The sequence below is a fragment of the Salinicola endophyticus genome, from assembly GCF_040536835.1.
Lineage (GTDB): Bacteria > Pseudomonadota > Gammaproteobacteria > Pseudomonadales > Halomonadaceae > Salinicola > Salinicola endophyticus_A.
Map to the genome: position 1 here is coordinate 4,234,768 of NZ_CP159578.1, position 25,666 is coordinate 4,260,433.

The 25,666-nt window shown below is 69.1% G+C and carries 19 protein-coding genes; 8 read left to right on the top strand and 11 right to left on the bottom strand.

The genetic code is table 11. The annotated features are described in order from the left end of the window. Nucleotides 1-122: 122 nt before the first annotated feature. The 5 genes from ABV408_RS19090 to hexR form a co-directional block, all read right to left on the bottom strand. Nucleotides 123-674: a ZapG family protein gene (locus ABV408_RS19090; protein ID WP_353980451.1), complete on the bottom strand. Its 552-nt coding sequence runs from the start codon at nucleotides 672-674 to the stop codon at nucleotides 123-125. A gap of 334 nt (nucleotides 675-1,008) precedes the next feature. Further along, nucleotides 1,009-4,278, bottom strand: coding sequence for an error-prone DNA polymerase (locus ABV408_RS19095; protein ID WP_353980452.1), 3,270 nt, complete (start codon nucleotides 4,276-4,278; stop codon nucleotides 1,009-1,011). Then, nucleotides 4,275-5,684 carry a DNA polymerase Y family protein gene (locus ABV408_RS19100; RefSeq protein ID WP_353980453.1) on the bottom strand — a complete coding sequence of 470 codons (1,410 nt, stop codon included), beginning with the start codon at nucleotides 5,682-5,684 and terminating at the stop codon, nucleotides 4,275-4,277. Before ABV408_RS19100 ends, ABV408_RS19095 begins: the two co-directional genes overlap by 4 nt. 4 nt (nucleotides 5,685-5,688) lie before the next feature. Continuing rightward, nucleotides 5,689-6,315 carry a translesion DNA synthesis-associated protein ImuA gene (gene imuA / locus ABV408_RS19105; protein WP_353980454.1) on the bottom strand — a complete coding sequence of 209 codons (627 nt, stop codon included), beginning with the start codon at nucleotides 6,313-6,315 and terminating at the stop codon, nucleotides 5,689-5,691. A gap of 357 nt (nucleotides 6,316-6,672) precedes the next feature. After that, on the bottom strand, nucleotides 6,673-7,539 hold the full coding sequence (hexR, locus tag ABV408_RS19110) for a transcriptional regulator HexR (protein ID WP_035469657.1): 867 nt from the start codon (nucleotides 7,537-7,539) through the stop codon (nucleotides 6,673-6,675). A 344-nt stretch (nucleotides 7,540-7,883) separates the two neighbouring features. On the opposite strand from hexR, the gene ABV408_RS19115 reads away from it, so the two are divergent. Beyond that, nucleotides 7,884-8,072 (top strand): PA3496 family putative envelope integrity protein, encoded by a 189-nt coding sequence (locus ABV408_RS19115; protein ID WP_035469655.1) that lies wholly within the window; start codon nucleotides 7,884-7,886, stop codon nucleotides 8,070-8,072. A 211-nt stretch (nucleotides 8,073-8,283) separates the two neighbouring features. Here the strand turns inward: ABV408_RS19115 and ABV408_RS19120 are convergent, their stop codons facing one another. The 5 genes from ABV408_RS19120 to ABV408_RS19140 form a co-directional block, all read right to left on the bottom strand. Next, nucleotides 8,284-9,627 carry a sodium-dependent transporter gene (locus tag ABV408_RS19120; RefSeq protein WP_353980455.1) on the bottom strand — a complete coding sequence of 448 codons (1,344 nt, stop codon included), beginning with the start codon at nucleotides 9,625-9,627 and terminating at the stop codon, nucleotides 8,284-8,286. A gap of 348 nt (nucleotides 9,628-9,975) precedes the next feature. Continuing rightward, nucleotides 9,976-11,799, bottom strand: a complete 1,824-nt coding sequence (locus ABV408_RS19125) for a protein kinase domain-containing protein (protein WP_353980456.1) — start codon at nucleotides 11,797-11,799, stop codon at nucleotides 9,976-9,978. Nucleotides 11,800-11,808: 9 nt separating this feature from the next. Continuing rightward, nucleotides 11,809-13,509 (bottom strand): dihydrolipoyllysine-residue acetyltransferase, encoded by a 1,701-nt coding sequence (locus ABV408_RS19130; RefSeq protein WP_353980457.1) that lies wholly within the window; start codon nucleotides 13,507-13,509, stop codon nucleotides 11,809-11,811. A gap of 10 nt (nucleotides 13,510-13,519) precedes the next feature. Beyond that, nucleotides 13,520-14,497, bottom strand: coding sequence for an alpha-ketoacid dehydrogenase subunit beta (locus ABV408_RS19135; RefSeq protein WP_285951105.1), 978 nt, complete (start codon nucleotides 14,495-14,497; stop codon nucleotides 13,520-13,522). Further along, nucleotides 14,494-15,738, bottom strand: coding sequence for a thiamine pyrophosphate-dependent dehydrogenase E1 component subunit alpha (locus tag ABV408_RS19140; RefSeq protein WP_353980458.1), 1,245 nt, complete (start codon nucleotides 15,736-15,738; stop codon nucleotides 14,494-14,496). Before ABV408_RS19140 ends, ABV408_RS19135 begins: the two co-directional genes overlap by 4 nt. 299 nt (nucleotides 15,739-16,037) lie before the next feature. On the opposite strand from ABV408_RS19140, the gene ABV408_RS19145 reads away from it, so the two are divergent. The 7 genes from ABV408_RS19145 to ABV408_RS19175 all read left to right on the top strand — a co-directional run bounded on the left by ABV408_RS19145 (nucleotide 16,038) and on the right by ABV408_RS19175 (nucleotide 25,048). Continuing rightward, nucleotides 16,038-17,204, top strand: a complete 1,167-nt coding sequence (locus ABV408_RS19145; RefSeq protein WP_353980459.1) for an acyl-CoA dehydrogenase family protein — start codon at nucleotides 16,038-16,040, stop codon at nucleotides 17,202-17,204. Further along, nucleotides 17,201-18,031 (top strand): enoyl-CoA hydratase, encoded by an 831-nt coding sequence (locus ABV408_RS19150; RefSeq protein ID WP_353980460.1) that lies wholly within the window; start codon nucleotides 17,201-17,203, stop codon nucleotides 18,029-18,031. The genes ABV408_RS19145 and ABV408_RS19150 overlap by 4 nt, the downstream gene beginning before the upstream one ends. Next, nucleotides 18,028-19,167 (top strand): enoyl-CoA hydratase/isomerase family protein, encoded by a 1,140-nt coding sequence (locus ABV408_RS19155; protein ID WP_353980461.1) that lies wholly within the window; start codon nucleotides 18,028-18,030, stop codon nucleotides 19,165-19,167. Before ABV408_RS19150 ends, ABV408_RS19155 begins: the two co-directional genes overlap by 4 nt. Nucleotides 19,168-19,209: 42 nt before the next feature. Continuing rightward, entirely contained in the window at nucleotides 19,210-20,916 is a 1,707-nt protein-coding gene (locus ABV408_RS19160) for an AMP-binding protein (protein ID WP_353980462.1), read from the top strand. Between the two features lie 125 nt (nucleotides 20,917-21,041). After that, nucleotides 21,042-21,812, top strand: coding sequence for an SDR family NAD(P)-dependent oxidoreductase (locus ABV408_RS19165; protein WP_353980463.1), 771 nt, complete (start codon nucleotides 21,042-21,044; stop codon nucleotides 21,810-21,812). A 244-nt stretch (nucleotides 21,813-22,056) separates the two neighbouring features. After that, on the top strand, nucleotides 22,057-23,247 hold the full coding sequence (locus ABV408_RS19170; protein WP_353980464.1) for an acetyl-CoA C-acyltransferase: 1,191 nt from the start codon (nucleotides 22,057-22,059) through the stop codon (nucleotides 23,245-23,247). Nucleotides 23,248-23,302: 55 nt separating this feature from the next. Beyond that, nucleotides 23,303-25,048: an AMP-binding protein gene (locus ABV408_RS19175; protein WP_353980465.1), complete on the top strand. Its 1,746-nt coding sequence runs from the start codon at nucleotides 23,303-23,305 to the stop codon at nucleotides 25,046-25,048. Between the two features lie 18 nt (nucleotides 25,049-25,066). Here ABV408_RS19175 and ABV408_RS19180 read toward each other — a convergent pair whose 3' ends face one another. Then, nucleotides 25,067-25,492, bottom strand: coding sequence for a hotdog fold thioesterase (locus ABV408_RS19180; protein ID WP_353980466.1), 426 nt, complete (start codon nucleotides 25,490-25,492; stop codon nucleotides 25,067-25,069). Between the last annotated feature and the right edge of the window lie 174 nt (nucleotides 25,493-25,666).

The following is a 25,666-nucleotide window of genomic DNA, read 5'->3' on the forward strand; positions in this document are numbered from 1 at the left end:
CACGCAGGCCGGCGCGGCTCGAAGGCACGAGCCGGCCTGCTCCTGTGACGGCCGCGCAACGAACTACCAGTCTACCACAGCCGCCTCTTGCCCCGGCGCCCGCTGCGGGCGCCGAGCCACGCTCAGCGCTTGCTCGCGGCGTCCTCGGCGGCAGCGCGGATGGCGGCGTCCTGCGGGCGCTCGGTGGCCGAGGGCGTCGAAGAGCCCGGAGCCTGCTGCTTGGCATCCAGCGGCTTGCCGTGGTCGTGGGTGGTACCGGCGGGCCCGGCGCTGGCCTCGGCGGCAGCCTGGGTGGTCGGCGTGGCCGAGGCGCGGCGGGCGGCACCGGCGTCGCTCTCGCTGTCGGAGGCTGCGCGCTGGCGGGTGATGGCCTCGGGCTTGGGCGGCGGCTCGATCACGGTTTCATGGTGCATATCGGCGAGTTTCTCGGCCCCCTTGGCCACGTGGTGGTAAAGGTCGCGGTAGTCATCGACCATGCGCGTCATGGTGGCCGAGACCTGCTCGAAGTGCTCACGCACCTCGTCCTTGTAGGCCTTCTGCTCACGATGCAGTTCGCGCATCGGCTCGGTGTTGTGCCCCCCGAGCTTGGCCCCCAGCCAGTAACCCACCAGCACGCCCACGGCACCCACCGCCACGACGATCGCGATCCAGGGCCCTACGCCAATGCTCTCCATACTCCGCTGCCTCTCGGTTATCGATGAAATCGGGCGCTCGTGCCCCGGCCATAAGAGAAACGCTGAATAAATCGACGAGCGCGATGAAGCGCAAGCCGCATGGAACACAGAACACGAGACATAACATGGGGTTAAGCGAGTGTTCGACCGGGCTGGCGCACCAGTACCACGCAACGCAGCGATTCGCTAGCGCAGGCATTTATGCAGCGTTTCTCAAGAGACCGGAAACGAGCGCGTATGGTTCCTTACCTAAGCATAATCCAGCCGCCGGCGGCCAGCCCGACAGGTCTCGCCGTGGGCTTCGGTTCAGTGGCATCGGCCCAGTGACATCGACTCAATGAAAGTCGCGGCTGCGCGGGGCGAGCCCGTCGAGCAGTGCGCTGAGGTCGATCAGGCGCCGGGCGATGACGTGGCGCACGCCCTGATGACACTCGTGGCGCCCCACCACCCGCAGCAGGCGTGCCTCCAGCAGCACGCGGCGGTAGCGCTCGGCGAGCCGCTTCCACACCACCACGTTGACCAGCCCGAACTCATCCTCGAGGGTGAGAAAAGTCACACCCTTGGCCGAGCCGGGCCGCTGGCGCCCGACCACCAGCCCGGCCACGTTGACACCGATATCGCCGGGCAGCGTGGCCAGACGGCGCGAGTCCACCACCCCGCCGAGGCCGCGGGCCTGGCGCAGCAGCGCCAGCGGGTGCGGGCCCAGCGTCGTGCCGACGCTGGCGTAGTCGGCGCGCACCGCCTCGGCCACCGCCATGGCCGGCAACGCGAGCGCCTCCTCCTCCCCCTCCAGCTCGCCGAACAGCGGCAGCGTGGTCTCGATACCCGCCACCGCCCAGCGCGCCTGGTGACGGTCGCCGACGAGCGCCGCCAGGGCGCCGGCATCGGCCAGCCGCGACATCACCGCCGGCTTGACCCCGGCACGCGCGGCCAGCCGCGCCACGCTATCGCAGCCGGGCGTGTCGCGCGCCGCCAGCAGGCGCTCGGCATCGGCCTCGGCGAGCCCCTGGATCATGTGCAGGCCGAGGCGGATCGCCAGCTCGCCGGTGTCAGCGCCGGTGTATTCCTCCACCGGCTCCAGGGTGCTCTCCCACTGGCTCAGGCGAATATCGACCGGGCGCACCTCGACCCCGTGGCGGCGAGCGTCCTGCAGTACCTGATCGGGCGAGTAGAAGCCCATCGGCCAGCTGTTGATCAGCGCACAGGCGAAGATCGCCTGCTCATGGCACTTGAGCCAGCAGCTGGCGTAGGTGAGCAGGGCGAAGCTGGCGGCGTGGGATTCGGGGAAGCCGTAGCTGCCGAAGCCCTTGATCTGCTCGAACAGACGCTCGGCGAACGCCTGCGTATAGCCCCGCGCCAGCATGCCCTCGACGATCCGCTGGCGGTGGTGTTCGAGCCCGCCGTGGCGCTTCCACGCCGCCATCGAGCGGCGCAGTTGGTCCGCCTCGCCGGGGGTGTAACCGGCCGCCGCCACCGCCAGTGCCATCACCTGCTCCTGGAACAGCGGCACGCCGAGGGTGCGCGCGAACACCGCTTCGACCTCCGCCGAGGGGTAGGTGATCGGCTCCTCGCCGCTGCGCCGCTTGAGATAGGGGTGCACCATGTCGCCCTGGATCGGCCCCGGGCGCACGATCGCCACCTCGATCACCAGATCGTAGAAGGTGGCCGGCTTCAGCCGCGGCAGCATCGCCATCTGCGCGCGGGACTCGATCTGGAACACACCCAGGGTATCGGCGCGCTGGATCATGGCGTAGGTCTCGGGGTCCTCCGCAGGCAGGTCCGCCAGGCCGTAGTCGAGGCCGCGGTGGCGGCGCAGCAGGTCGAAGCTGCGCCGCAGCACCGTGAGCATGCCCAGGGCGAGCACGTCGACCTTCATCAGCCCGACCAGATCGAGATCGTCCTTGTCCCACTGGATCACGGTGCGCTCGGCCATGGCCGCGTTCTCCACCGGCACCAGGGTGTCGAGCGGGGCGTCCGAGATGACGAAGCCGCCGGGGTGCTGGGACAGATGACGCGGAAAGCCGATCAGGCTCGCGGCCAGCACCAGCAGCCGCCGCAGCGGCGGCTCTTCGGGAACGAAGCCGTACTCGCGCAGGCGCGCCGCATCGGGGATTTCGTCGCTCCAGCGCCCGGCACAGCGCGCCAGCTGATCGATGCGCTCGGGGGCGAAGCCCAGCGCGCGGCCGATATCGCGGATCGCCCCGGCGGCGTGGTAGTGGCTGACCACCGCGGTCAACGCCGCACGCTGGCGGCCATAGCGGCGGAAGACGTACTGGATCACCTCCTCGCGGCGCGCGTGCTCGAAATCGACGTCGATGTCCGGCGGCTCGTTGCGCTCCGGCGAGATGAAGCGCTCGAACAGCAGCGCGCTATGAGCCGGGTCGATCGAGGTGATGCCGAGGGCGAAGCAGACCGCGGAGTTGGCCGCCGAGCCGCGCCCCTGGCACAGGATGCCCTCGCCGCGGGCAAAGGCGACGATGTCGTGCACGGTCAGGAAGTAGTGCTCGTAACCCAGCGCGGTGATCAGCGCGAGCTCGTGGTCGAGCTGGCGCTGCACCGTCTCCGGTACGCCATCGGGCCAGCGCCGCCGCGCGCCCTGGCAGGTCAGCTCGGCGAGCCACGCCGCCGGGGTCTGCCCCGCCGGCACCACTTCATGGGGATAGGTGTACTCGAGTTCGCCGAGATCGAAGTGGCAGCGTGCTGCCAGTGCCACGCTCTCCGCCAGCAGCTCGGCGGGGTAGATCGCCGCCAGCGCGGCACGCGTACGCAGATGGCGTTCACCGTTGGGGAACAGCGTATCGCCGGCCTCGAACACGCTCTGGTGCTGGCGGATCGCGGTCAGGCAGTCCTGCAGCGCGCGCCGCCCGCGGGCGTGCATGTGGACATCGCCCGCGGCCACCAGCGGCATCTTCAGCGTCGCCGCCAGGGCCTGCCAGCGGGCCAGCCGGGCAGCATCGTCGAGCCCCTGGGCGAAGCCGTAGTGCAGTTCTGCCGCCAGCCACAGCCGCCCGGGGAAGTAACCGGCCAGGCGCGCGCCTGCCGCGAACGTGGCGCTGTCGCCCGGCAGCCACAGCGCGAACAGGCCGGCACCGCCGTCGAGCGCGGCCAGGTCGCTGTCGTAGAGCCGGTACTCGCCCTTGGGCGCGCGGCCGCGAATCCGCGTCAGCAGCCCGCACAGCTGGGCATAGCCGTGGCGGTTCTCCACCAGCAGCACCAGCTTGAGGCCGCTGTCGCTGCGCAGCTCGGCACCCACGATCAGGCGCACCCCGTGGGCCCTGGCGGCCTGCCAGGCGCGCACGATACCGGCCAGGGTCGCCTCGTCGGTGATCGCCAGGGCGTGATAGCCGAGCCGCGCGGCGCGGGCGAACAGCTCGTCCGCGGTGGAGGCACCGCGCTGGAAGCTGAAGGCCGAGAGACAGTGCAGCTCGGCGTAGGCGTTGGCCTCGTGGCCCGGCGATTCGTGGGCGCCCGAAGCCGCGCCCGGGGGCGTTGCCCCGTCCTGGGCGCCCGCAGCCGCGCCGGGGGCCATTGTCTCGTCGCCGTGGGCGGCCGCGCCGGCATCGTTGGCGGCATCGCCGGGCGGCCAGGCAGGCGGGCGGCTCATCCGAACCACCCGTGCAGATGAAAGCCCTCACCGCCGGGCTCGCGCCAGACCCAGGCGTGGCGGCCGTCATGCCACTCGGCCAGATAGTAATCGCGACGCACGTCGTCACCATCCCACCAGCCGCTCTCGATCCGCTCGGGCCCGGCCAGCAGCCGGGCGATACCGGGCTCCGCCGGGGGCATCTCGGCGAGCAGCCAGCCGGGGCGCAGTCGGGCCTCGGGGGTGTCGGTGGCGCGCGGACCGGCGGCGGCGAACACGGCGGCCTCGGGGCGGTGCTCGCGATGCTCGACCAGCGGCTTCAGCGCCGCCTCGCCCAGCCGCGCCACCAGCCGCTGATGCAGCGCCGCCCAGGCCTGGGCCTGGCGCGCGGGGCCGGCCAGCAGCTCGCGGCGCACCGGGGCATAGGCAGTGAACCGCGAGGCCGCCAGGGTCACGCTCAGCACCGGCCCTTCGAGACGCACCCGCTCGAGCTGCGCGCGGGTCAGTTCGAGCAGCGTCTCGGCGTCGCGCTGGGGGGCCAGCAGGCCAACCTCGAAGCGCTGCGCCGGGCCACCCTCCAGCCCCAGCACCAGGCTGAAACGCTCGACCCCGGCATCCTGGCCGCGCAGGAAAGCGCTCAGCTCCTGCAGCAGGCGTTTGAGCGGAAAGGCCAGCCCGGCGATGGCGTGCACCGGGCGTTCGAACTCGAAGCTGCGCGAGAAGTGCATCGCCGGGCGATAGACCGCCAGCGCCAGCGGCCACTCCCCGCGCAGCTCGCCGAGATGGCGCATCACGCCGCCACCGAAGCGTCGCGCCAGCGCCGGGCGCGGCAGCGTGAACAGCTCACCGAGCCGCCGGAAGCCGCTGCGGTTCAGGGTCTGCACGCTCTCCGCCGTCAGCCCGCTGCGCGCCAGCGGTAGCCTCGCCAGCGCCGCTTCCAGCCCGGCATCGTCCACCGCCAGGCCATCGTGGGCGTTGGCCAGCACCCGCGCCGCCGCCGGATTGGGCGCCACCACCAGGCGGTGGGTAAATCCCAGCGCGGCGAGCTCACCGCGTAGCCGCGCCTCGAACGTCGGCCAGGGGCCGAACAGGGCCAGACTGCTGGCGACCTCGAATACCAGCGCATGCGGATAGTCGAGACTCACCTGACCACTGTAGGCGTAGGCCCAGGCGGCCAGACGCTGGCGCCAGCGCTCCACCGCCGTGGCCTCCAGCGGGGCGCATTTCAGCGCCGGGCAGAAGGCCTCGGCCAGCCCACGCGGCTGGCCGGGTTTGACCCCCTGGTCGCGCGCGGCCTGATTCGCGGCACGAATACGCTGGCGCGGCGGCGCGCCCTCCAGCAGCGCGAAAGGTGCCGTGGGGTCGTCGCGGCGACGCAGCGCCCCCTCCAGCGCCAGCCGCGGAAACAGCAGACAGGCCCAGCGCACGGCGTCACGTCCCCGCGCCGAAGGCGATGTGCGTGGCGCGCGGCCATCCGCCGCGACACTTGAGCAATTCCAGCGCCGGCGTGCGCCCGGTGCCCGGCGGGTGGAGGCGCAGTCGCAGCGCCGCCGGCGACGCCTCGCTGGCGCGCGCCAGCGGCCGATGCACGAAGCCCAGGGTATCGCCGCTCGCCGCGGCCACCTGCAGCCGGCGCAGCGCGCGCGCATCGGCCTGCGGCAGCCACGCCAGCACCGCCGCACAGCAGCCGGCCCGCAGGCACTGCTCGGTGGCCCAGAGCGCTTCGCGCCCGCTCACGTCGAGCCAGTGGCAGTGGTCGAGTTCGATCCCGGCGCGCCGCCAGGCCGCCGGATAGGGCAGCGCCGGCGGCGCCACCAGCACCACCGGCCGCTGCTCGCGGGTCAGACGCGCCAGCAGCGGCCACAGCAGCGCGAGCTCCCCGCTGCCGGCACCGCCACAGAGCAGCTCGCTGATCGCCCCGCGCGGCCAGCCGCCCGCCGGCAGCACCGCATCCAGCGCCGGGTGACCACTGGCGATCGCGCTGGCAGGGGCCTCGGCGGCGCTCTCCTGGGCGCGCCAGACGACGCGGCTATCGAGCAGCCGATCGAGCGCGCTCACCGCCCGCGGCTCCGGCAATGGCAACGCCAGGCACACCGGAGGCGGCAGCTCGCGTCACCGTGACGGCAAAGCTGACGATGACACTCAGACATGGGCGACATCCCCCTGGCCTTCGAAGGGGATAGTGTCGCTCACAAACCCAAATACTGTCTATATATACAGTATTAATGACATGACATCGCTCAGCAGCCCGGCTACCGCGCGGGCAGGCAACGTCTGATCGAACGAATCTTGAACGAACGCATGGACCGCACGGGCGCGCCCCGGCAAGCGCCGGGGAAAAGGAAGAGAGAAGACAGAGAGAGCGGGATTCGAGAGAACGGCGTCCGAGAGCGCGGAACCGAGAAGGCGTGTGCGTCAGGCCGAGGACGAGGGGGTATTGGGCACCCGTAGCGTGCCCAGGCTGCGCTTGATCGCCTTGAGCTGGTCGCTGATCTGCGGGCCGCGGTTCTTGGCCACGCCCACCGCCAGCACATCGATGGTCAATAGATGCGCGATACGCGAGGTCATGGGGATGTAGACCTCGGTATCCTCCTGCACGTCCACCGGCAGCACCAGACTCACCTCATGGGCCAGCGGCGAGTCGCTGGGACACAGCCCGATCACCGTGGCCCCCGCCTTGACCGCGGTCTTGGCGCTGGCCAGCAGCGCCCGGGTGCGTCCGGTCTGGGAGATCGCCACCACCACATCGCCGACCTTCAGCGTCGCCGCCGACATCGCCTGCATGTGCGGATCGGCGTAGGCCGAGGTCTGGATCTGCAGGCGGAAGAACTTGTGCTGGGCGTCGGCGGCGACCACGCCGGAGGCGCCATAGCCGTAGAACTCGACCCGATTGGCCACCGCCAGCGCGGCGATCGCGCGGCCCAGCGCCTCGTTGTCGAGGCTGTCGCGTACCTGCTCGAGGGTCTCGATGGTGGTATCGAAGATGCCGTGGGAGAACTCGGAGACGCTCTCGGCATCGGTCAGCGAGAACTGCGCGTACTGGCTGCCCTTGGCCATCATCTGGGCCAGCTTGAGCTTGAACTCCTGGAAGCCGGCCATGCCCATGGCGCGGCAGAAGCGCACCACCGTCGGCTCGCTCACCTGGGCTTCGCTGGCGAGATCGGTGATCCGCATCAGGATCACTTCTTCGGGGTGGCGCAGCACGAAACGGGCGACTTTCTGCTCGGAGCGCCGCAGGCGATCCATGTGCACACGCAGTTCGTCGAACAGCGAACGGCTCATGCCCATCCCTCGTATCGCAGCATTATCGGTCTCGCTTTAGCGTGGGGTGGCTAGGGTCTATACGAAAACTGCCTGCGCTCGGCAATACGGCGTTAAAAATCGGCTCAAAATGCTCATTTACACCCCGTAAACTCCGCTTTTTCGTCGATTTTTGCCTTGTCTTACCTTCGCTCGCCGACTTTTCGTACAAACCCTAAGTATGCCCCACTCGCCGGGCGGGAGCACGCGCCCACCGGGCGCCGAAAAAGGGAAAAAAGTCGGACGTCACGATCTTGTAAAGTTGGGTATAGTATGCATGTCGGGCACCCAACCCGATGACCTGAGGATGCCAGGAGATTCGATCAATGAAGGACATTGAAAATCTTCACGCCCTGAAGAGCGAAATTTTCGACATTTTCATGCATCTCGAAGTCGACGAGCACGAGCAGCGCAAGCGTCGCGCCGCGGTACGCTACCTGAAGGCGCGTCGCGGTATCGAACAGCGCGCGGAGAGGCGCCGTCTGCAGCAGCATATCGCCGAGCTGCCCGACTAGGGCGGTTCGTCCGGCACATCAGGCGCCCCGCTGAGGGGGTGTCTGGCCCTCGGGGCAGCGCCACGCGGCCGCTGCCCTGCCCCTTCTTTCGCGCCGATGCCGGCGCTAAAACGACACCGGGGCCCGGGAGCATCATGCTCCCGGGCCCCTGCCGTTTGCGTCTTTCAGCTTGTGAAAACAGGCGCTTTCGAAACTCAAGCGCTTCTGAGCATCAGAGGCTGTTGAAGAACACCACGATGACGCCGATGGGGGCGACGTAGCGCGACACGTAGTGCCACAGCATGCGCCCTTTCGGCCCCAGGCCCAGCTCCTGCTTGACGTCGTCGCTGTCCAGGAACCAGGCGGTGAAGACGATCACCGCGAGCCCGGTCAGCGGCAGCATCAGCTTGCTGGTGAGCGCATCGAGCAGATCGAAGACGTTGAAGCCGAACGGCTGGAAGCCGGACCAGAGGTTGAACGCCAGCAGCGCGGCGATCCCCAGGCTCCAGGTCGCCAGCGCGGCGACGAACGCCGAACCGAGGCGCGACAGCGGCGTGCGCTCTTCGAGGAACTCGGTGACCGGCTCCAGCAGCGAGATCGCCGAGGTCAGCGCGGCTACCGTGAGCAGGGCGAAGAAGATGGTGCCGAACGCCAGCCCCCAGGGCATGTCGATGAACGCCAGCGGCAGGGTGACGAAGAGCAGGCCCGGGCCGGCGCTGGGGTCGAGATTGTTGGCGAAGACCACCGGGAAGATCGCCATGCCGGCGCCGAGGGCGATCACCGTATCCAGGATCACCACGGTACGCGCGGTCTTGATCAGATCGACGTCCTGCCCCAGGTAGGAGCCGTAGGCCATCATGATGCCCATGCCCAGCGACAGGGTGAAGAAGGCGTGACCCAGCGCGGCGAGGATGACCCCTCCGTTGAGCTTGCTCCAGTCGGGGGAGAACATGAAGGTGGCCGCCTCGCCGAAGCCGGAAGTGGTCATGCCGAAGCCGATCAGCACGATCAGCGCCACGATCAGCAGCGGCATCAGCCACTTGGCGGCGCGTTCCAGGCCGCCCTTGACCCCGCCGGCGACGATGCCGAAGGTCAGCAGCATGAACAGCGTGTGCCACAGCAGCAGCGTACCCGGCTGGCCCAGCAGAGTGGTGAAGTAGTCACCCACGCTGACCCCGCTGGAGCGGCCGAGATCACCGCTCAGCGTGCTCCAGGTGTAGTTGAGCGACCAGCCGCCGACCACGCTGTAGAAAGAGAGAATCAGGAACGACCCGAGCACGCCGGCGATCCCCACCAGCACCCAGTCCGGCGATTTCTTCTCCTTGCGGCTGAGCGTCTGCATGGTGTTGATCGGGTTGGACTGGCCGCGGCGGCCGAGCAGCCACTCGGAGACCAGGATCGGCAGCCCGATCAGCGCGATACACACCAGGTAGACGAGCACGAACACGGCGCCGCCGCTGTCGCCCACCATGTAGGGGAATTTCCAGATATTGCCGAGCCCGACCGCCGAGCCGGTCGCCGCCAGGACGAAGGCCGTGCGAGAGGACCACTGCGCATGGGTGTGGGATTTGGCCATGAGTTCACCATCGACTGGATGTGTTGTTGGAAGTCCACCGGGCCAGCCGGGGCTTCTTATTTTCCGCGCGGATTATAGCGACTCGCGCATTGTTGATCCCGCCCTGCGCGGGAAAAGCGATAAAAAACGGGGCAAAAGCCCGGAATCTCCTCGCTAAGCGCGCTCTTCACAACCGCTGGACGACGTGAGCTGATCCGGCGGCAGGGCCCGAAGCGTCAGGCCATCGCGAGGGCGCTGTGAACCCCTCCCTGGGCGCTACCTTTGCCTTCCCTGGCAAAGGACCCTCGCTTTGCCCTGCCTCCGGCGCCCATCGTCAGAGGGTTTGTAAACACCCTCTAAAGCACCGTCTCAGCGTGGATGGAAGTGCTCCGGCAGATGCGCCCGATGGCCGAAGTGCCGGGCGTTCTTGTAGGGCATCTTCATGTAGCCGGAGATCCCCAGGCCGTCGATCTCCGGCACCGCCGCCAACAGCGTCTCCAGACACTGGCGAAACTCCCCCTCGCGGGCCGGGTCGAGCAGGCGGTAATGGCTGTGAATCTTGAGATGGTTCGGCAGCGCCTCGAAGATGATCATCCCGGTGTGGTGGATGGCGTTGAGGCGTGACAGCGCCTCGATCATCACCGGCGGCAGGCGCAGGAACTCTTCCGGGTCGGGGCCATCCTCGAAATAGGAGTGCTCACGGCTGGTGTCCTCCAGCTCCGGCGTGGGGCTGACCTCGTAGGGGATCGCCCAGCCGGGCTCGGGCACGAACGGCTGGGCAGGGTCGTCGCGGTCGATGTGCAGGGTGCGCCGGGCATTGAACAGACACGCCTTGAACACGCCCTCGGGGCGATGAATCGCCCGTGCCAGGGTGACCATGTTGTTGACCGCGGCGACGAAGGCGCTGCGCAGTTCGCTCTCGTGCAGGCTCAGCGAGGTGTCGACCTCCACCCCGGCATCACTCCAGCGCAGCGCCAGCCCGCCCACCACCGGATAGCGGCCGAGCCGCCCCACCGCGACCAGGAATGCCTTCTCGAGATCGCCCATGCCCTGCATGAAGTGCTTGTAGTAGCGGTCGAGCTGCACGTCGTTGACCGCCCGCAGGGCGTCCTCGTCGCGCCCTTCCTGGCGCGCGTCCTCGCGCAGGAAGGCCTTGCGCGAGCTGTAGACCACAGTCTCGATCTCCTGCTCCAGCGAGCGCACCCACACCGGCACCAGCGGTGTCTCCGCGGGAGAAGCGACCTCGGGCAGCCGGGTGCGGGCGATCCGCGGCATATGGGCGAGGAAATAGTCCCCGGCGCGGCGCGCCAGCCTGGGGTCGTCGGCGAGCATGGCATCCAGCAGGCGCGCGAACTCCACCGGCAGGCCCAGCGCGGTGGCCGGAATGGTGGCACGGCCGAAGCGGCTCGACTGCGCCGAGGCCAGGGCGTAGAGGGTCGCCGCAGCGCCCTGCTCGTCGAAGCGCGGCGACGACAGCGCGCCGTTGAGCTGGGCCTCGCCGATATAGTAGACGTCGCCCATGCGTGCATTGGTGTGCTGCAGGTCGTCGGACATCAGCGCCATCACATGGCGCGACAGGAACTGGCCCTCGGCATCGAGCTGGGCGAAGACCGAGGAGCCCCAGTCGATCAACGCGATGTGCCCGCTCTGCGGGTCGAACATCAGGTTGGAGGGCTTGATGTCACCGTGGACCACGATGCGCCCCTGCTCGGCATCGCGCCGCAGCGCGCGCAGGATGTCGGCGAGCTGGGCGGCAATGGCGATGATCAGCCGCGCCGGCAGGCGCCCGTGGCGCAGCGAGTACTCCTCCAGATTGACCCCGGGGGCACGCTGCATCACCAGCATCGCCTGATGGCGCAGGGTGCGATAGGCGATCAGCCGCGGCACCCGTGGATGCTCGACCTGCTCGAGCATGAACGCCTCCTCCTCGAGGCGCTCGTGGAACGCCTGGGGCAGATTCTGGCGGGTGAACTTGAACACGTGGCTGGCGCCACCCGCCTCGACGCCGGCGAAGACGAAGCCGTAGGCGCCCTTGCCGATCAGCTCGACGTCGCGATAGCCGATCTGGGTCAGCTGGCGGCAGCAGCGGGCGATCCAGGCGCGCAGCTGGCGCGCCTGGCTCTGGCTGAGCAGGTAGACCGACTGCTCCTCGGGGATATAGAACTGCTGCAGTCCCGTCGGCTCGGAGGTCATGGGATCGACTCAGCGCAGCTCGGCGAGCATGCTCTCCGGCGCTTCGAGGTAGCCCTTCCAGCGGTTGCAGAAGCGCGCCATGGTGCCGCCATCGAGCACGCGGTGGTCGCCGGACCAGGTCACGGTCATGATCGAGCGCGCCACCACCCGCCCCTCGGCATCGAAGCGCGGCAGCCGCTGCACCCGGCCGAGGGCGACGATCGCCACTTCCGGCGCGTTGATGATCGGCATGGCGTAGGTGCCGCCGAGCGCGCCGATGTTGGAGATGCTGATGGTGCCGCCCTTGAGATCCGCCGGCGCCACCCGGCCATCCCGCGCGGCGCGGGTCAGGCGCTCGACCTCGGCCGCCACCTGGCGCAGGCTCAGCGTCTCCACATGCTTGACGTTGGGCACCAGCAGGCCGCTCTGGCTATCCACCGCCATGCCGATATGGCACCCGGGCTGATAGTGGATCGCCTCGGCGTCAGCATCGAAGCGGCAGTTGAGTAGCGGGAACTCGCTCACCGCCAGCGCCAGCGCCTTCATCAGCAGCGGCATCAGGGTAAGCCGCTCGTCGCGCTCGGCGAAACTGGCCTTGAGCCGCTCGCGCAGGGCCAGCAGCTCGGTGACATCGAACTCGTCGCCGTAGGCGAAGTGGGGAATGCTCGCCGCGGCCTCGCTCATGCGCCGCGCCATCACCGCGCGGATGCCCTTGAGCGGCTCGATCCGATCCGCCGCCGCCGTCTCGCCAGCGGTGGTGGTCGGGCTCTGGCTCCGGGCCTGGGTCTGATTCTGGGCGCCGCGCTCGGCCGTAGGCTGTGCTGTCTCGGCGGCACTGTCACGGCGCTGCTGGAACGCCAGCACGTCCTCCTTGAGCACGCGGCCATCCTTGCCGCTGCCGGGGATCTCATCGAGCGTCAGCCCCAGCTCGCGCACCCGCCGGCGCACCGCCGGGCTGGCGGGGATACGCCGCCGCCCAGTCGGCGATGCCGCGGGCGCCGAGGTTCCACGTGAAACACTCGCCAACGGGGTCGACTGCGGGGCGTCGGCTGCCGCGCCAGGGGCCGTGTCGGTTGTCGTGCCGGAAGCGGTGGACGTTTCGCTCGTCGCGGGGTGATAGGTAAACAGCGGCGTATGCACCCGGGCGCTCTCGCCGACCTGACAGTGGTGCTGTGCCAGGCGCCCCGCCTCCGGCGCGGTGATCTCCATCACCGCCTTGTCGGTACTCACCTCGACCACCGGCTGGTCCTCGGCGATCTCCTCGCCTTCCGCGACCCGCCACGCCACCACCTCGCACTCGACGATGCCCTCGCCGAGATCGGGCAGCAGGAACGGCTTGGCCGCGGCGGTCGCCGGCTCGTCCTGCGGCGTCGGTTCGTCCTGTGGCGTCTGTTCGTCCTGCGGCGCCGGCGGCTGCGGAATTTCCGTCTCGGGGGTGGCCGCCTCGGGCGCGGGCGCGCGGGCTGCCGGGCCGGCGGCGGCGCTATCGGTGTCAGTCGACACGACATAGGCGAACAGCGGCGCGTGCACGCGGGCGGTCTCCCCCTCGCCGCAGTAGAGCCGGGTCACCCGCCCGGCGTCGGGCGCGGTGATCTCCATCACCGCCTTGTCGGTGCTCACTTCGACCACCGGCTGATCCTCGGCGATGCTGTCGCCCTCGGCGACCAGCCACTTGACCACTTCGCACTCGACGATGCCTTCACCGAGATCGGGTAGCAGGAAATCGCTCATCGTCGCCCCCTCAAAAGTCCATCGTCTGCTGGATCGCTTCGAACACCTTCAGGGGCCCGGGCATGTACTCCTTCTCCAGGGTCAGCGGAAACGGCGTATCGAGCCCGGTGACCCGCGCGATCGGCGACTCCAGGTAGAGGAAGCAGCGGCTCTGGATGGTGGCCGCGATCTCGGCGGCGAAACCGCCGGTCAGCGGCGCCTCGTGGCTCACCACCAGCCGCCCGGTCTTCAGCACCGAGCTGGCCACGGTCTCCACGTCCCACGGCACGATGGTGCGCAGGTCGATGATTTCACACGAGATACCCGCCTCCTCGGCCATCTCCGCCGCCTGCTCGACCACCTCGACCTGGGCGCCCCAGGCGAGCAGGGTGATATCTTCGCCGGCCTTGATCACCTCGGCCTGGCGCAGCGGCAGCTGGTAGTCCTCGTCCGGCACCTCGCCCACGGCGGCGCGGTAGAGGCGCTTGGGCTCGAAGAAGATGACCGGGTCCGGCGAGCGGATCGCGGCCAGCAGCAGCCCCTTGGCCTGATGCGGATTGCGCGGCACGACCACGGTCAGCCCCGGGGTGTGGGCGAAATAGGCCTCCGGCGACTGCGAGTGGTAGTGGCCGCCAGCGATACCGCCGCCGTAGGGAGCGCGGATGGTGAGCCCGCCGACATCGAACAGGCTGCCGGAGCGGTAGCGGAACTTGGCGCTCTCGTTGACGATCTGGTCGAACGCCGGAAAGATGTAGTCGGCGAACTGGATCTCGGCCACCGGCACCGAACCCTGGGCCGCCAGCCCGTTGGCGAAGCCGACGATGCCCTGCTCCACCAGCGGGGTGTTGAAGCAGCGCTCGCGGCCGTACTTCTCCTGTAGATGGCTGGTGGCGCGGAACACACCACCGAACACGCCCACGTCCTCACCGAAGCAGAGTACCCGCGGGTCCGCCGCCATGGCGGTATCCAGCGCGTTATTGATCGCCTGGAGCAGATTCATGCGGCTCATGGGCGCGCCTCCCCGGCATGGGCCGAAGTGTCATCCCGCAGTGCATCATCGGCCTGGTCGGCATCGAGCCAGGGTGCGCTGCGCGGGTAGGCCTCCGGGTGGCGCCGCACATGCGCCACCAATTCATCGAACTGCTCACGCAGCGCCGGCGGCACCTCGGCGTAGACGTCGGTGACCAGCGTCTCCAGCGCCGGCGGGCGGCGCTTCTCGGCGCGCTTCATGGTGTCGAGCACCTCGCGACGCAGCGACTCCACCAGCTCGCGCTCTTCGTCTTCCTCCCACCAGCCGCGATCGAGCAGCCAGCGCTGCAGGCGGCGCAGCGGGTCCTTCTTGCGCCACGCCTCCTCCTCCTTCTTGCTGCGGTAGCCGGAGGGGTCGTCGGAGGAGGAGTGCGCCGCCAGGCGGTAGGTCATCGCCTCGATCAGCACCGGCTCGTTCTCCTCCACCGCCAGCCGCCGGGCCTCGCGGGTCGCCTCGTAGACCGCCAGGGCATCGTTGCCATCGACCCGGATCGACTGCATGCGATAGCCGAACGCGCGCGCGGCGACGCCGTCGCCGGCGAACTGCTCGGTGACCGGGGTGGAGATGGCGTAGCCGTTGTTACGGCACAGGAAGATCACCGGCACCTTGTGCACCGAGGCCATGTTGAGCGCGGCGTGGAAATCCCCCTCCGAGGCCGCCCCCTCGCCGAAGATCGCCAGCGTGCAGTGGCCCTGGCCAGCCAGCTTCTGACCGTAGGCGTAGCCGGTGGCCTGGGGAATCTGGGTCGCCAGCGGCGACGAGATGGTGAGGTAGTAAAGCTCACGCGAGCCGTAGTGGATCGGCATCTGGCGGCCGTGGGCGGGGTCCCCCTGGTTGCCGAACAGCTGATCCATGAAGTCCTCGGTGGTGAAGCCGCGGTAGGCCAGCGCCCCCTGTTCGCGGTACTGCGCCATGATCATGTCGGCATCGTCGAGTGCCGCGGTGGCGCCGACCACCGCGGCCTCCTCGCCGGTGCACTGCATGTAGAAGCTGAGCCGCCCCTGGCGCTGGGCCGCCATCATGCGCTCGTCGAGCACCCGGGTGTAGAGCATGGCGCGGTAGAGGCGCCGCGCCGTGTCGCGTTCCAGGCTCGACTGGCCCGCACCGGCGTAGAGGGTGCCATCGGGCTTGAGCAGCGTGAATACGGGGATCTGGATATCGTCGCCATTGGCGAAGACGGGCTTGTGGACCGGCTTCGCCGTGGATCGGGTCGTCTTCATCTGACGCTTCCTGAAATCGAGATGGCCGAGAGGGCGATGCGCTTTGTGAGCGACTTTCGACATATGACCTTGACGTTAATGTCAACTCGCCGCCATCCGACCTTGGTCTTTCAGCACTAGGTCCTATTGTCCTGCGCGACGCAGCGTCGCTAGAACAGTGCGACGCGCCCGATCTACCCGGTCAGGCACGTGCGTCCTCTCATCATGAGGCTATTTCCAGACGGGCTATTCCCGGACGGGCTGCTCCAGACGGATGCGTTCCAGACGGGATTTTCCAAGACGAGGAGTGTCGACTGCTCATGGACTTCGAACTCGACGCCGACCAGCAGGCCTATCGGGAGGCGGCACGTCAGTTCGCCCAGCGCGAAATGGCACCCAACGCCGCCGAATGGGACGCCAACAGCGTCTTTCCGGTGGATGTCCTGCGTCAGGCCGGAGACCTCGGCTTCTGCGGCCTGTACACCCCGGAAGCCGCCGGCGGGCTGGGGCTGAGCCGCCTCGATGCGACCCTGATCATCGAGGAGCTGGCCCAGGGCTGCACCTCCACCACCGCCTTTCTGACCATCCACAACATGGTCAACTGGATTCTCGCCAGCTATGCCACTGAGGCCGTGCGCGAGGCCTGGCTGCCGTCGATGCTCACCGGTGAGAAGCTCGGCTCCTACTGCCTCACCGAACCCAACGCCGGCTCCGATGCCGCCTCGCTGCGCACCCGGGCGCGCCGCGACGGCGACGCCTACGTGATCGACGGCAACAAGATGTTCATCTCCGGCGCCGGGGATACCCAGCTGCTGGTGGTGATGGCCCGCACCGGTGCCCCCGATAGCGGCGCCGGCGGCATCTCCGCCTTCGCCGTGCCGGCGGACACCCCGGGCATCGACTACGGCAAGAAAGAGACCAAGATGGGCTGGAACAGCCAGCCTACCCGGGCGATCAGCTTCGACGGCGTGCGCGTGCCGGCGGACCATCGCCTCGGCGACGAGGGCGAAGGCTTCCGTATCGCCATGCGCGCCCTCGACGGCGGGCGTATCAATATCGCCACCTGTTCGGTGGGCACCGCCCAGGCTGCGCTCACCACCGCCCACCGCTACCTGAACGAGCGCGAACAGTTCGGCCGGGCGCTGGCCAGCTTCCAGGCGCTGCAGTTCAAGCTCGCCGACATGGCCACCCAGCTCGTCGCCGCGCGCCAGATGGTGCGCCTGGCGGCGAGCAAGCTCGACCGCGGCGACCCCGACGCCACGCTCTACTGCGCCATGGCCAAGCGCTTCGCCACCGACCAGGGCTTCGCCATCTGCAACGAGGCCCTGCAGCTCCATGGCGGCTACGGCTACCTGCGCGACTACCCGCTGGAGCGTCACGTGCGCGACTGCCGGGTGCACCAGATTCTCGAAGGCACCAACGAGATCATGCGCCTGGTGATCGCCCGCCGCCTGCTCGACAAGGACGACCTGGAGACCCTGATATGACCGACCACGCCGCCGACGGCCTGCGCCTGGAACGCCGTGGCGCTATCGCCGTGCTGACCATCGACAACCCACCCGCCAACACCTGGCACGAAGGCTCGCTGACGGCGCTCGCCGAGCATCTCGACGCGCTGGCCGCCGAGCCCCAGCCGCCGGCGCTGGTGATCACCGGCGCCGGCGACAAGTTCTTCTCCGCCGGGGCCGACCTCAAGCGCTTCTCCGAAGGCAAGGCCACCGCGCTGGAGATGGCGACCCGCTTCGGCCGCGCTTTCGAGACCCTGAGCGCCTACCCCGGGGTCACCATCGCCGCGATCAACGGCTACGCCATGGGCGGCGGGCTGGAGTGCGCGCTGGCCTGTGACATCCGGATCGCCGAGCGCCAGGCGAAGCTGGCGCTGCCCGAAGCCAAGGTGGGGCTGCTGCCCTGCGCCGGCGGCACCCAGCACCTGCCGTGGCTGGTCGGCGAAGGCTGGGCCAAGCGCATCATCCTGTGCGGCGAGCGTATCGATGCCGAGCGCGCGCTGAGCATCGGTCTGGTCGAGGAGCTGGTCGACGCCGGCCAGGCGCTGCCCACCGCGCTGGCCCTGGCCGAGCAGAGCGGCGGCCAGAGCCCGGACGCGCTGATACGCTGCAAGCGCCTGATCATGAATGCCCGCGACCACGGCATGCCCCACGGCTACCGCATGGAGCGCGAGCTGTTCATGGAACTGTTCGACACCGCCGCCCCGGGGGAAGGCATCGGCGCCTTCCTCGACAAGCGCCCGCCGCGCTGGCGCGAGGCCCCGACTTCGGGCGCTGCCGACGACACCGGCGAAGGAGATCAGGCATGAGCGCGCCGGTGCAATTCGACACCCTGGCCACCGCCGACGGCCACCGTCTCGGGCGCATCGTCCTTGATGCCCCCAAGAGTCTCAATGCGCTGTCGCTGGAGATGATCGAGGCCATCCAGGCGCAGATCGACGCCTGGGCCGCGGACCCCGAGATAGTCGCGCTGTGGCTGGAGGGCGCCGGCGACAAGGCGTTCTGCGCCGGCGGCGACGTGGTCGCGCTCTATCACGCCATCGCCGAGGGCCGCACCGGCCGCGATCCCGAGGCCGCGGATGGCGCCGTGGCGCGCTACTTCACCCACGAGTATCGCCTCGACCACGCCCTCCATACCTATCCCAAGCCGATCGTCGCCTGGGGCGACGGTATCGTCATGGGCGGCGGCATGGGGCTGCTGGCCGGGGCCTCGCATCGGGTGGTGACGCCGCGCTCGATGCTGGCGATGCCGGAGATCACCATCGGCCTCTACCCGGACGTGGGCGCGAGCTGGTTCCTGAACCGTATGCCGGGAGCCAGCGGCACCTTCCTCGGCCTGACCGGCGCCCGCCTCAACGCCAGCGACGCCCTGTTCGTCGGTCTCGCCGACCGCTTGATCGCCGCCGAACGCCGCGATGCGGTGATCGACGACCTGCTCGAGGCCGACTGGTCGCGGCCGCGCCCGGCACTCGACCGGGTGCTGCGCACGCACGCCGCCGCGAGCCGCGAGCTCGCCCCGCCCGCCGAGGTCGCCCCGCGCCAGGAGGCGATCGCCGCACTGACCGACGCCGACTGCGACGAAGACCTGATCGCCGCGGTCATCGCCGCCAGCGACAGCGACGACGCCTGGATCGCCCGCGCCGCGCGCAGCCTGGCCGCCGGCTCACCGCTCTCGGCACGGTTGATCCTGCGCCAGCTGGCGCGCTGCCGGCGGGTCTCGCTGGCCGAGGCGCTGCGCAGCGAGCTCGACCTGTCGCTGGCCTGCGCCAATCACGGCGATATCGCCGAGGGCGTGCGTGCGCTGCTGATCGACAAGGATCACGCGCCGGCCTGGCGCCACGCCCACGGCGCGGTGCCGGCGGCCGACCTCGAGGCCTGCCTTGCCCCGGCGTGGCCGCGGCAGGCGCATCCGCTGCGCGACCTGCACGACCACGTCATCGGGTAAGCGTAGTCCGCGCCACCAACGCCACCAGGAGAGCCGATCGTCATGTCCGCCACCGCCGAGTTCTTCGCCGCCCGCGATTTCCTGCTCGCCCAGCGCGAGGACTACACCCGTGCCTACCAGGATTTCCGCTGGCCACGCCTGACCCACTTCAACTGGGCCCTGGATGTCTTCGACGTTCAAGCCGCGGGCAATACCCGCACCGCGCTGTGGCTGGTGGACGAAGACGGCGGTGAGCTCAAGCGCTCGTTCGACGACATGCGCCGGCGCTCCAACCAGCTCGCCAACCATCTGCGCGCCCAGGGGGTGAAGCGCGGCGACGCCCTGCTGCTGATGCTGGATAACGTGGTCGAGCTGTGGGAGACCCTGCTCGCGGCGATCAAGCTCGGCGCGGTGATCGTGCCGGCGACCACGCTGCTGGCGGCGCAGGACCTGCCCGACCGCCTGCAGCGCGGCAATATCCGCCATCTGGTGGTAGGTCAGGCGCACACGGCCAAGTTCGACGGGCTCGACCCCGGCCTGACACGAATCGCCGTGGGCGACACGGTGCCCGGCTGGCAGGCCTACGACGACGCCTTCGACGCCGATGACAGCTTCACCCCGGACGCCCCGACCCGGGCCGACGAGCCGCTGCTGCTCTACTTCACCTCCGGCACCACCTCGCGGCCCAAGCTGGTGGTACACACCCATCAGAGCTATCCGCTGGGGTCGCTCTCGACCCTCTACTGGATCGGCCTGCGCCCGGACGACATCCACTACAACATCAGCTCGCCGGGCTGGGCCAAGCACGCCTGGTCCAACGTCTTCGCGCCCTGGAACGCCGGCTGCACCATCTTCGTCTATCGCGCCGCGCGCTTCTCCGCCGCGGCGACCCTGGACGCCATCGCGCGCTACGGGGTCACCACCCTGTGCGCCCCGCCGACGGTGTGGCGGCATCTGATCCAGGAGGATCTGGCCAGCTACCGAACCCAGCTGCGCGCGCTGGTCGGCGCCGGCGAACCGCTCAACCCCGAAGTGATCGAGCGAGTGCGCCGGGCCTGGAAGCTGGAGATTCGCGACGGCTACGGCCAGACCGAGACCACCGCCCAGATCGGCAACCCGCCGGGGCAGCCGATGCGCGCCGGTTCGATGGGGCGGCCGCTGCCGGGGTATCGCATCGCGCTGCTCGACGCCGATGGCCAGGAGCGCGACGAGGGCGAGATCGCGATCCGCCTCGACGAGCGCCCGGTGGGCCTGATGCAGGAGTACCGCGACGACGCCGCGCGCATGCGCCAGGTGCTCGACGAGGGCTACTACCGCACCGGCGATGTCGCCCGCCGCGACGCCGACGGCTACTACTGGTACATCGGCCGCGCCGACGACGTGTTCAAGAGCTCCGACTACCGCATCAGCCCGTTCGAGCTGGAGTCGCTGCTGATCGAGCATGAAGCAGTCGCCGAGGCCGCCGTGGTGCCCGCCCCCGACGAGCTGCGTCTCAACGTGCCCAAGGCGTATCTGACCCTGCGCCAGGGCTTCGAACCCGACCGCGATACCGCGCTCTCGATCCTGCGCTTCGCCGCCGCGCGGCTGGCCCCCTACCAGCGTATCCGCCGGCTCGAATTCTTCGAACTGCCCAAGACCATCTCCGGCAAGATTCGCCGGGTCGAGCTGCGCGCCCATGCAGCGACGGCCGCCGCCGACCCGAATGGCACCCACGACGAGTACCGCGAGAGCGACTTTCCCGAACTGCGCCAGCCGCCCGGCACCCCCTGACCCTGCACCGCGGCGCGTCCACCGCCACGCTAGGGTTTGAAAACGCTAAGGTTTGAAAACACTAGGGTTTGAAAAAAAGTCAGCGCGCGCAGGTCGTTTTTTACACAGCCCAAGGAGCTTTACGCATGCAACTGGCCGACCACACCTTCATCGTCACCGGCGGCGGCTCCGGCCTGGGCGCCGCCACCGCCCAGCGGCTGGTGGCGGCCGGCGCCCGCGTGACCCTGGCCGACCATGACGAGGCAGCGGCGCAGGCCCACGCCGAGTCGCTGGGGGCGAACGCCCTGGCGGTGACCGCCGATGTCACCCAGGCGGCGGATGCCGAGCGGGTGATCGCCGCCACCCGCGACCACTTCGGTGCTCTCCACGGGCTGATCAACTGCGCCGGGGTGGCGCCGGCAGAGAAGATACACGGCAAGCGCGGCGTGCACGATCTCGAACGCTTCCGCCGGGTGGTCGACATCAATCTGATCGGCACCTTCAACATGCTGCGCCTGGCGGTGGCGGCGATGCAGGAGAACCCGGCGACGGAGGACGACGGCGAGCGCGGGGTGGTGATCAACACCGCCTCGGTGGCGGCCTACGAAGGCCAGATCGGCCAGGCCGCCTACGCCGCCTCCAAGGCCGGCGTGGTCGGGCTGACCCTGCCCGCCGCCCGCGAGCTGGCCAGCTCGGGCATCCGGGTGATGGCGATCGCCCCCGGCATCTTCGACACCGCCATGATGCAGGGCATGCCGGAGGAGGTGCGCGAGAGCCTCAACGCCAAGGTGCCGTTCCCGCCGCGCATGGGCCACGCCGAGGAGTACGCCGCGCTCGCCTGCCAGATCCTCGAAAACCGCTATCTCAATGGCGAGGTGATTCGTCTGGATGGCGGCATTCGCATGAGTGCGCGGTGAAAAACGACTGAGAGGGTGTTTACAAATTCGACGAGCGAAGACAAGACAAGGCGAAATCGGCCGAAAAAGCGGAGTTTACAAGGGGTAAATGAGTATTTTACTCGCTCCGCTCGCCCTTCGGGCCGTCCTTCGGACGTTCTGAACTTAGTTCAGTGAGGTCGATTTCAACGCCGTATTGTCGAGCGCAGGCATTTTGTAAGCACCCTCTGAGCATCGATCCCTCACCTGTATGGGAGAGCAGCCTATGAACACCCCGGACCCGATCGTCATCGTCGGCGCCAAGCGCACGCCGATGGGCGCTTTCCAGGGCGCCCTGGGCGGGCTTAACTGCCCGCAGCTGGGCGCGGCGGCGATTCGCGGCGCCCTCGAACAGGCCCGGCTGGGCCCCGACAGCCTCGACGAGCTGATCATGGGCTGCGTGCTCCCCGCCGGGCAGGGCCAGGCGCCGGCGCGCCAGGCGGCACTCGGCGCGGGCCTGGCCGAGTCGACGCCCTGCACCACCGTCAACAAGATGTGCGGCTCCGGCATGAAGGCGGTGATGCAGGCGTTCGACACGCTGTCGCTGGGTCACGCCGCCCACGCCATCGCCGGCGGCATGGAGAGCATGAGCAACGCCCCCTACCTGCTGCCCAAGGCGCGCGCCGGGCTGCGCATGGGGCATGCCCAGGTGCTCGATCACATGTTCCTCGACGGGCTCGAGGACGCCTACGAGCCGGGGCGGCTGATGGGCACCTATGCCGAGGATTGCGCCCAGGCCTTCGGCTTCGGCCGCGAGGCCCAGGACGCCTACGCCATCGCCTCGCTGACCCGCGCGCGCCAGGCGATCGAGAGCGGTGTCTTTCGGGATGAGATCGTCGCCCTCGACGCCCCCACCGGCCGCGACACCCGCCGGGTCGACCAGGACGAACAGCCGCACAAGGCCAATCTCGAACGTATCCCCCAGCTCAAGCCCGCCTTTCGCGAGGGCGGCAGCGTCACCGCGGCCAACGCCAGCTCGATCTCGGATGGTGCCGCGGCGCTGGTGCTGATGCGCCAGCGCGAGGCCGAGCGCCAGGGGCTGACCCCGCTGGCGCGCCTGCACGGCCACGCCAGCCACGCCATGCGCCCGGGCGATTTCCCGGTGGCGCCGATCCACGCGGTGCGCAAGCTGTACGAGCGGCTCGGCTGGTCGCGGGAGAGCGTCGAGCTCTACGAGATCAACGAAGCCTTCGCGGTGGTGGCGATGGCGGCCATGCGTGAGCTCGATCTCGACCACGAACGGATCAATGTGCACGGCGGCGCCTGCGCCCTGGGCCACCCGATCGGCGCCTCCGGCGCGCGCATTGTGGTCACGCTGCTCAACGCGCTCGCCCATCACGACCTGACCCGGGGCGTGGCGGCGATCTGCATCGGCGGCGGCGAGGCCACGGCGGTAGGTATCGAACGGCTGCGCTAGGCGCGGCCTGAAAAGCGCGGCCGTTCAGGACAACGACAAGAAGAGAGGAAGAGAGATGCACAGCCACGACCCGGGCGCCTCGGCGCATGCTCAAGCCCCAGCGCCCAGCTACGTCAGCGGCACCAGCGAGCAGCCGCTGCTGGGCCTGACCATCGGCGACTGTCTCGACGCCGCCGCCAGCGACTGCCCCGACCGCGAGGCGCTGGTGAGCTGCCATCAGAATCTGCGCTACACCTACGCAGAGCTGCGCGACGAGGCGGACCGCATCGCCCGCGCCCTGCTGGCGCTGGGGGTCGAGCGCGGCGACCGGGTGGGTATCTGGTCACTCAACTGTGCGGAGTGGGCGCTCACCCAGCTGGCAAGCGCCAAGCTCGGCGCGATCCTGGTCAACCTCAACCCGGCCTATCGGGCGCGCGAGCTGGAGCACGCGCTGCTGCAGTCAGGGCTCTCGGTACTGGTGCTGCAGGGCGCCCATCGGGCCGGCGGCGAGATCCGCTCCCACTACGTCGACATCCTCTGCCAGCTCGCCCCGGAGCTGCGCGACGCCCCCGCTCCTAACGAAGAGCAGCGCCGACTCGACTGCGCCAGCCTGCCCCAACTCAAGCAGGTGGTGTGTCTCGACCCCGAGCTCGCCACCCCGGGCATGTGGCGCTGGGACGAGCTGCACGCCCTCGCCGAGGCGGTGCCCGCCGAGCGGCTGGCAGCGCTGCAGGGCGAGCTGCAGTTCGACGACCCGATCAACATCCAGTACACCTCCGGCACCACCGGTGCGCCCAAGGGGGTGACGCTGACCCACCACAACATTCTCAACAACGGCTACTTCGTCGGCGCCGGGATGAACCTGCAGCCGGCACAACGCGTGGTGATCCCGGTGCCGCTCTACCACTGCTTCGGCATGGTGATGGGCAACCTGGCATGTCTCACCCACCGCGCCACCATGATCTACCCCAACGCCGCCTTCGACCCGGCGGCCACCCTGCGTGCGGTGGAAGCCGAGCGCGCCGACGCCCTCTACGGCGTGCCCACCATGTTTATCGCCGAGCTCGAACACCCCGAGTTCGCCAACTTCGATCTCTCCAGCCTGCGCACCGGCATCATGGCCGGCTCCAACTGCCCGGTGGAGGTGATGAAACGGGTGATCGAGCGCATGCACATGGAAGCGGTCACCATCGCCTACGGCATGACCGAAACCAGCCCGGTGAGTCTGCAGACGCGCACCGACGCGCCGCTGGAGAAGCGCGTCTCCACCGTCGGCACCATTCATCCGCACCTGGAGGTGAAGATCATCGACCCGGCCAGCGGCCAGGTGCTCCCGCGCGGCACCAGCGGCGAACTCTGCACCCGCGGCTACAGCGTAATGCAGGGCTACTGGGACAACGACACCGCCACCCGCCAGGCGATCGACACCCACGGCTGGATGCACAGCGGCGACCTGGCGATGATGGACGACGACGGCTATGTGGCGATCACCGGGCGCATCAAGGACATGATCATCCGCGGCGGCGAGAACCTCTACCCGCGCGAGATCGAGGAGTTTCTCTACACCCACCCGGCAATCTCCGACGCCCAGGTGTTCGGCGTACCGGATGCCCGCTACGGCGAGGCGGTGGCGGTGTGGATACGCCTGGTGGAGGGCGCCGAACTCGACGCCGAAGGCGTGCGCGCCTACTGCCGCGAGCGCATCGCCCACCACAAGATTCCGCGCTACGTGAAGTTCGTCGACGACTTCCCGATGACCGTCAGCGGCAAGGTGCAGAAGTTCCGCATGCGCCAGGCGATGAGCGACGAACTGGAGCACTGAAAGCCGAGGCGGCCTCTGTCAGGCCGCCTTGACCACCGCCATGGTCAACCGCGACACGCACACCAGCCGGCCACGCTCGTCCTCGATACGGATCTCCCACAGCTGGGTGGTACTACCCAGATGTAGCGGCCGGGCACACCCTTCGACCCAGCCTTCACGCACCGCGCGCACGTGGTTGGCGTTGATCTCCATGCCCACCGCCATCTTGCTCTCGTCGGCCAGACACAGGTTCGCCGCGATGCTACCCAGCGTCTCCGCCAGCACCACCGAGGCGCCGCCGTGGAGCAGGCCATAGGGCTGGTGGGTGCGCGCATCCACCGGCATGCGCCCGCGCAGGCAGTCGTCACCCAGCTCGGTGAACTCGATCCCGATATGCGCGACCAGCGTCTGCTGGCACTGGGTGGCGAGGTCTTCCAGGGAAGCGGAACGTTTCCAGATCGACATCGATGGTCTCCTTGATCGACAGATAGGGGCAGCGGGGAGTCTCCCCCTTTCGGCTAGTTGGCGCGACACCACGTTGACGTTAACGTTAATCGATCTCTATGGTCATGTCGTCCCGTGCGGCATCGCGCCACGCGCGTCTCCCGCAGCGCTGACAACGTTCACAACCACAACAAC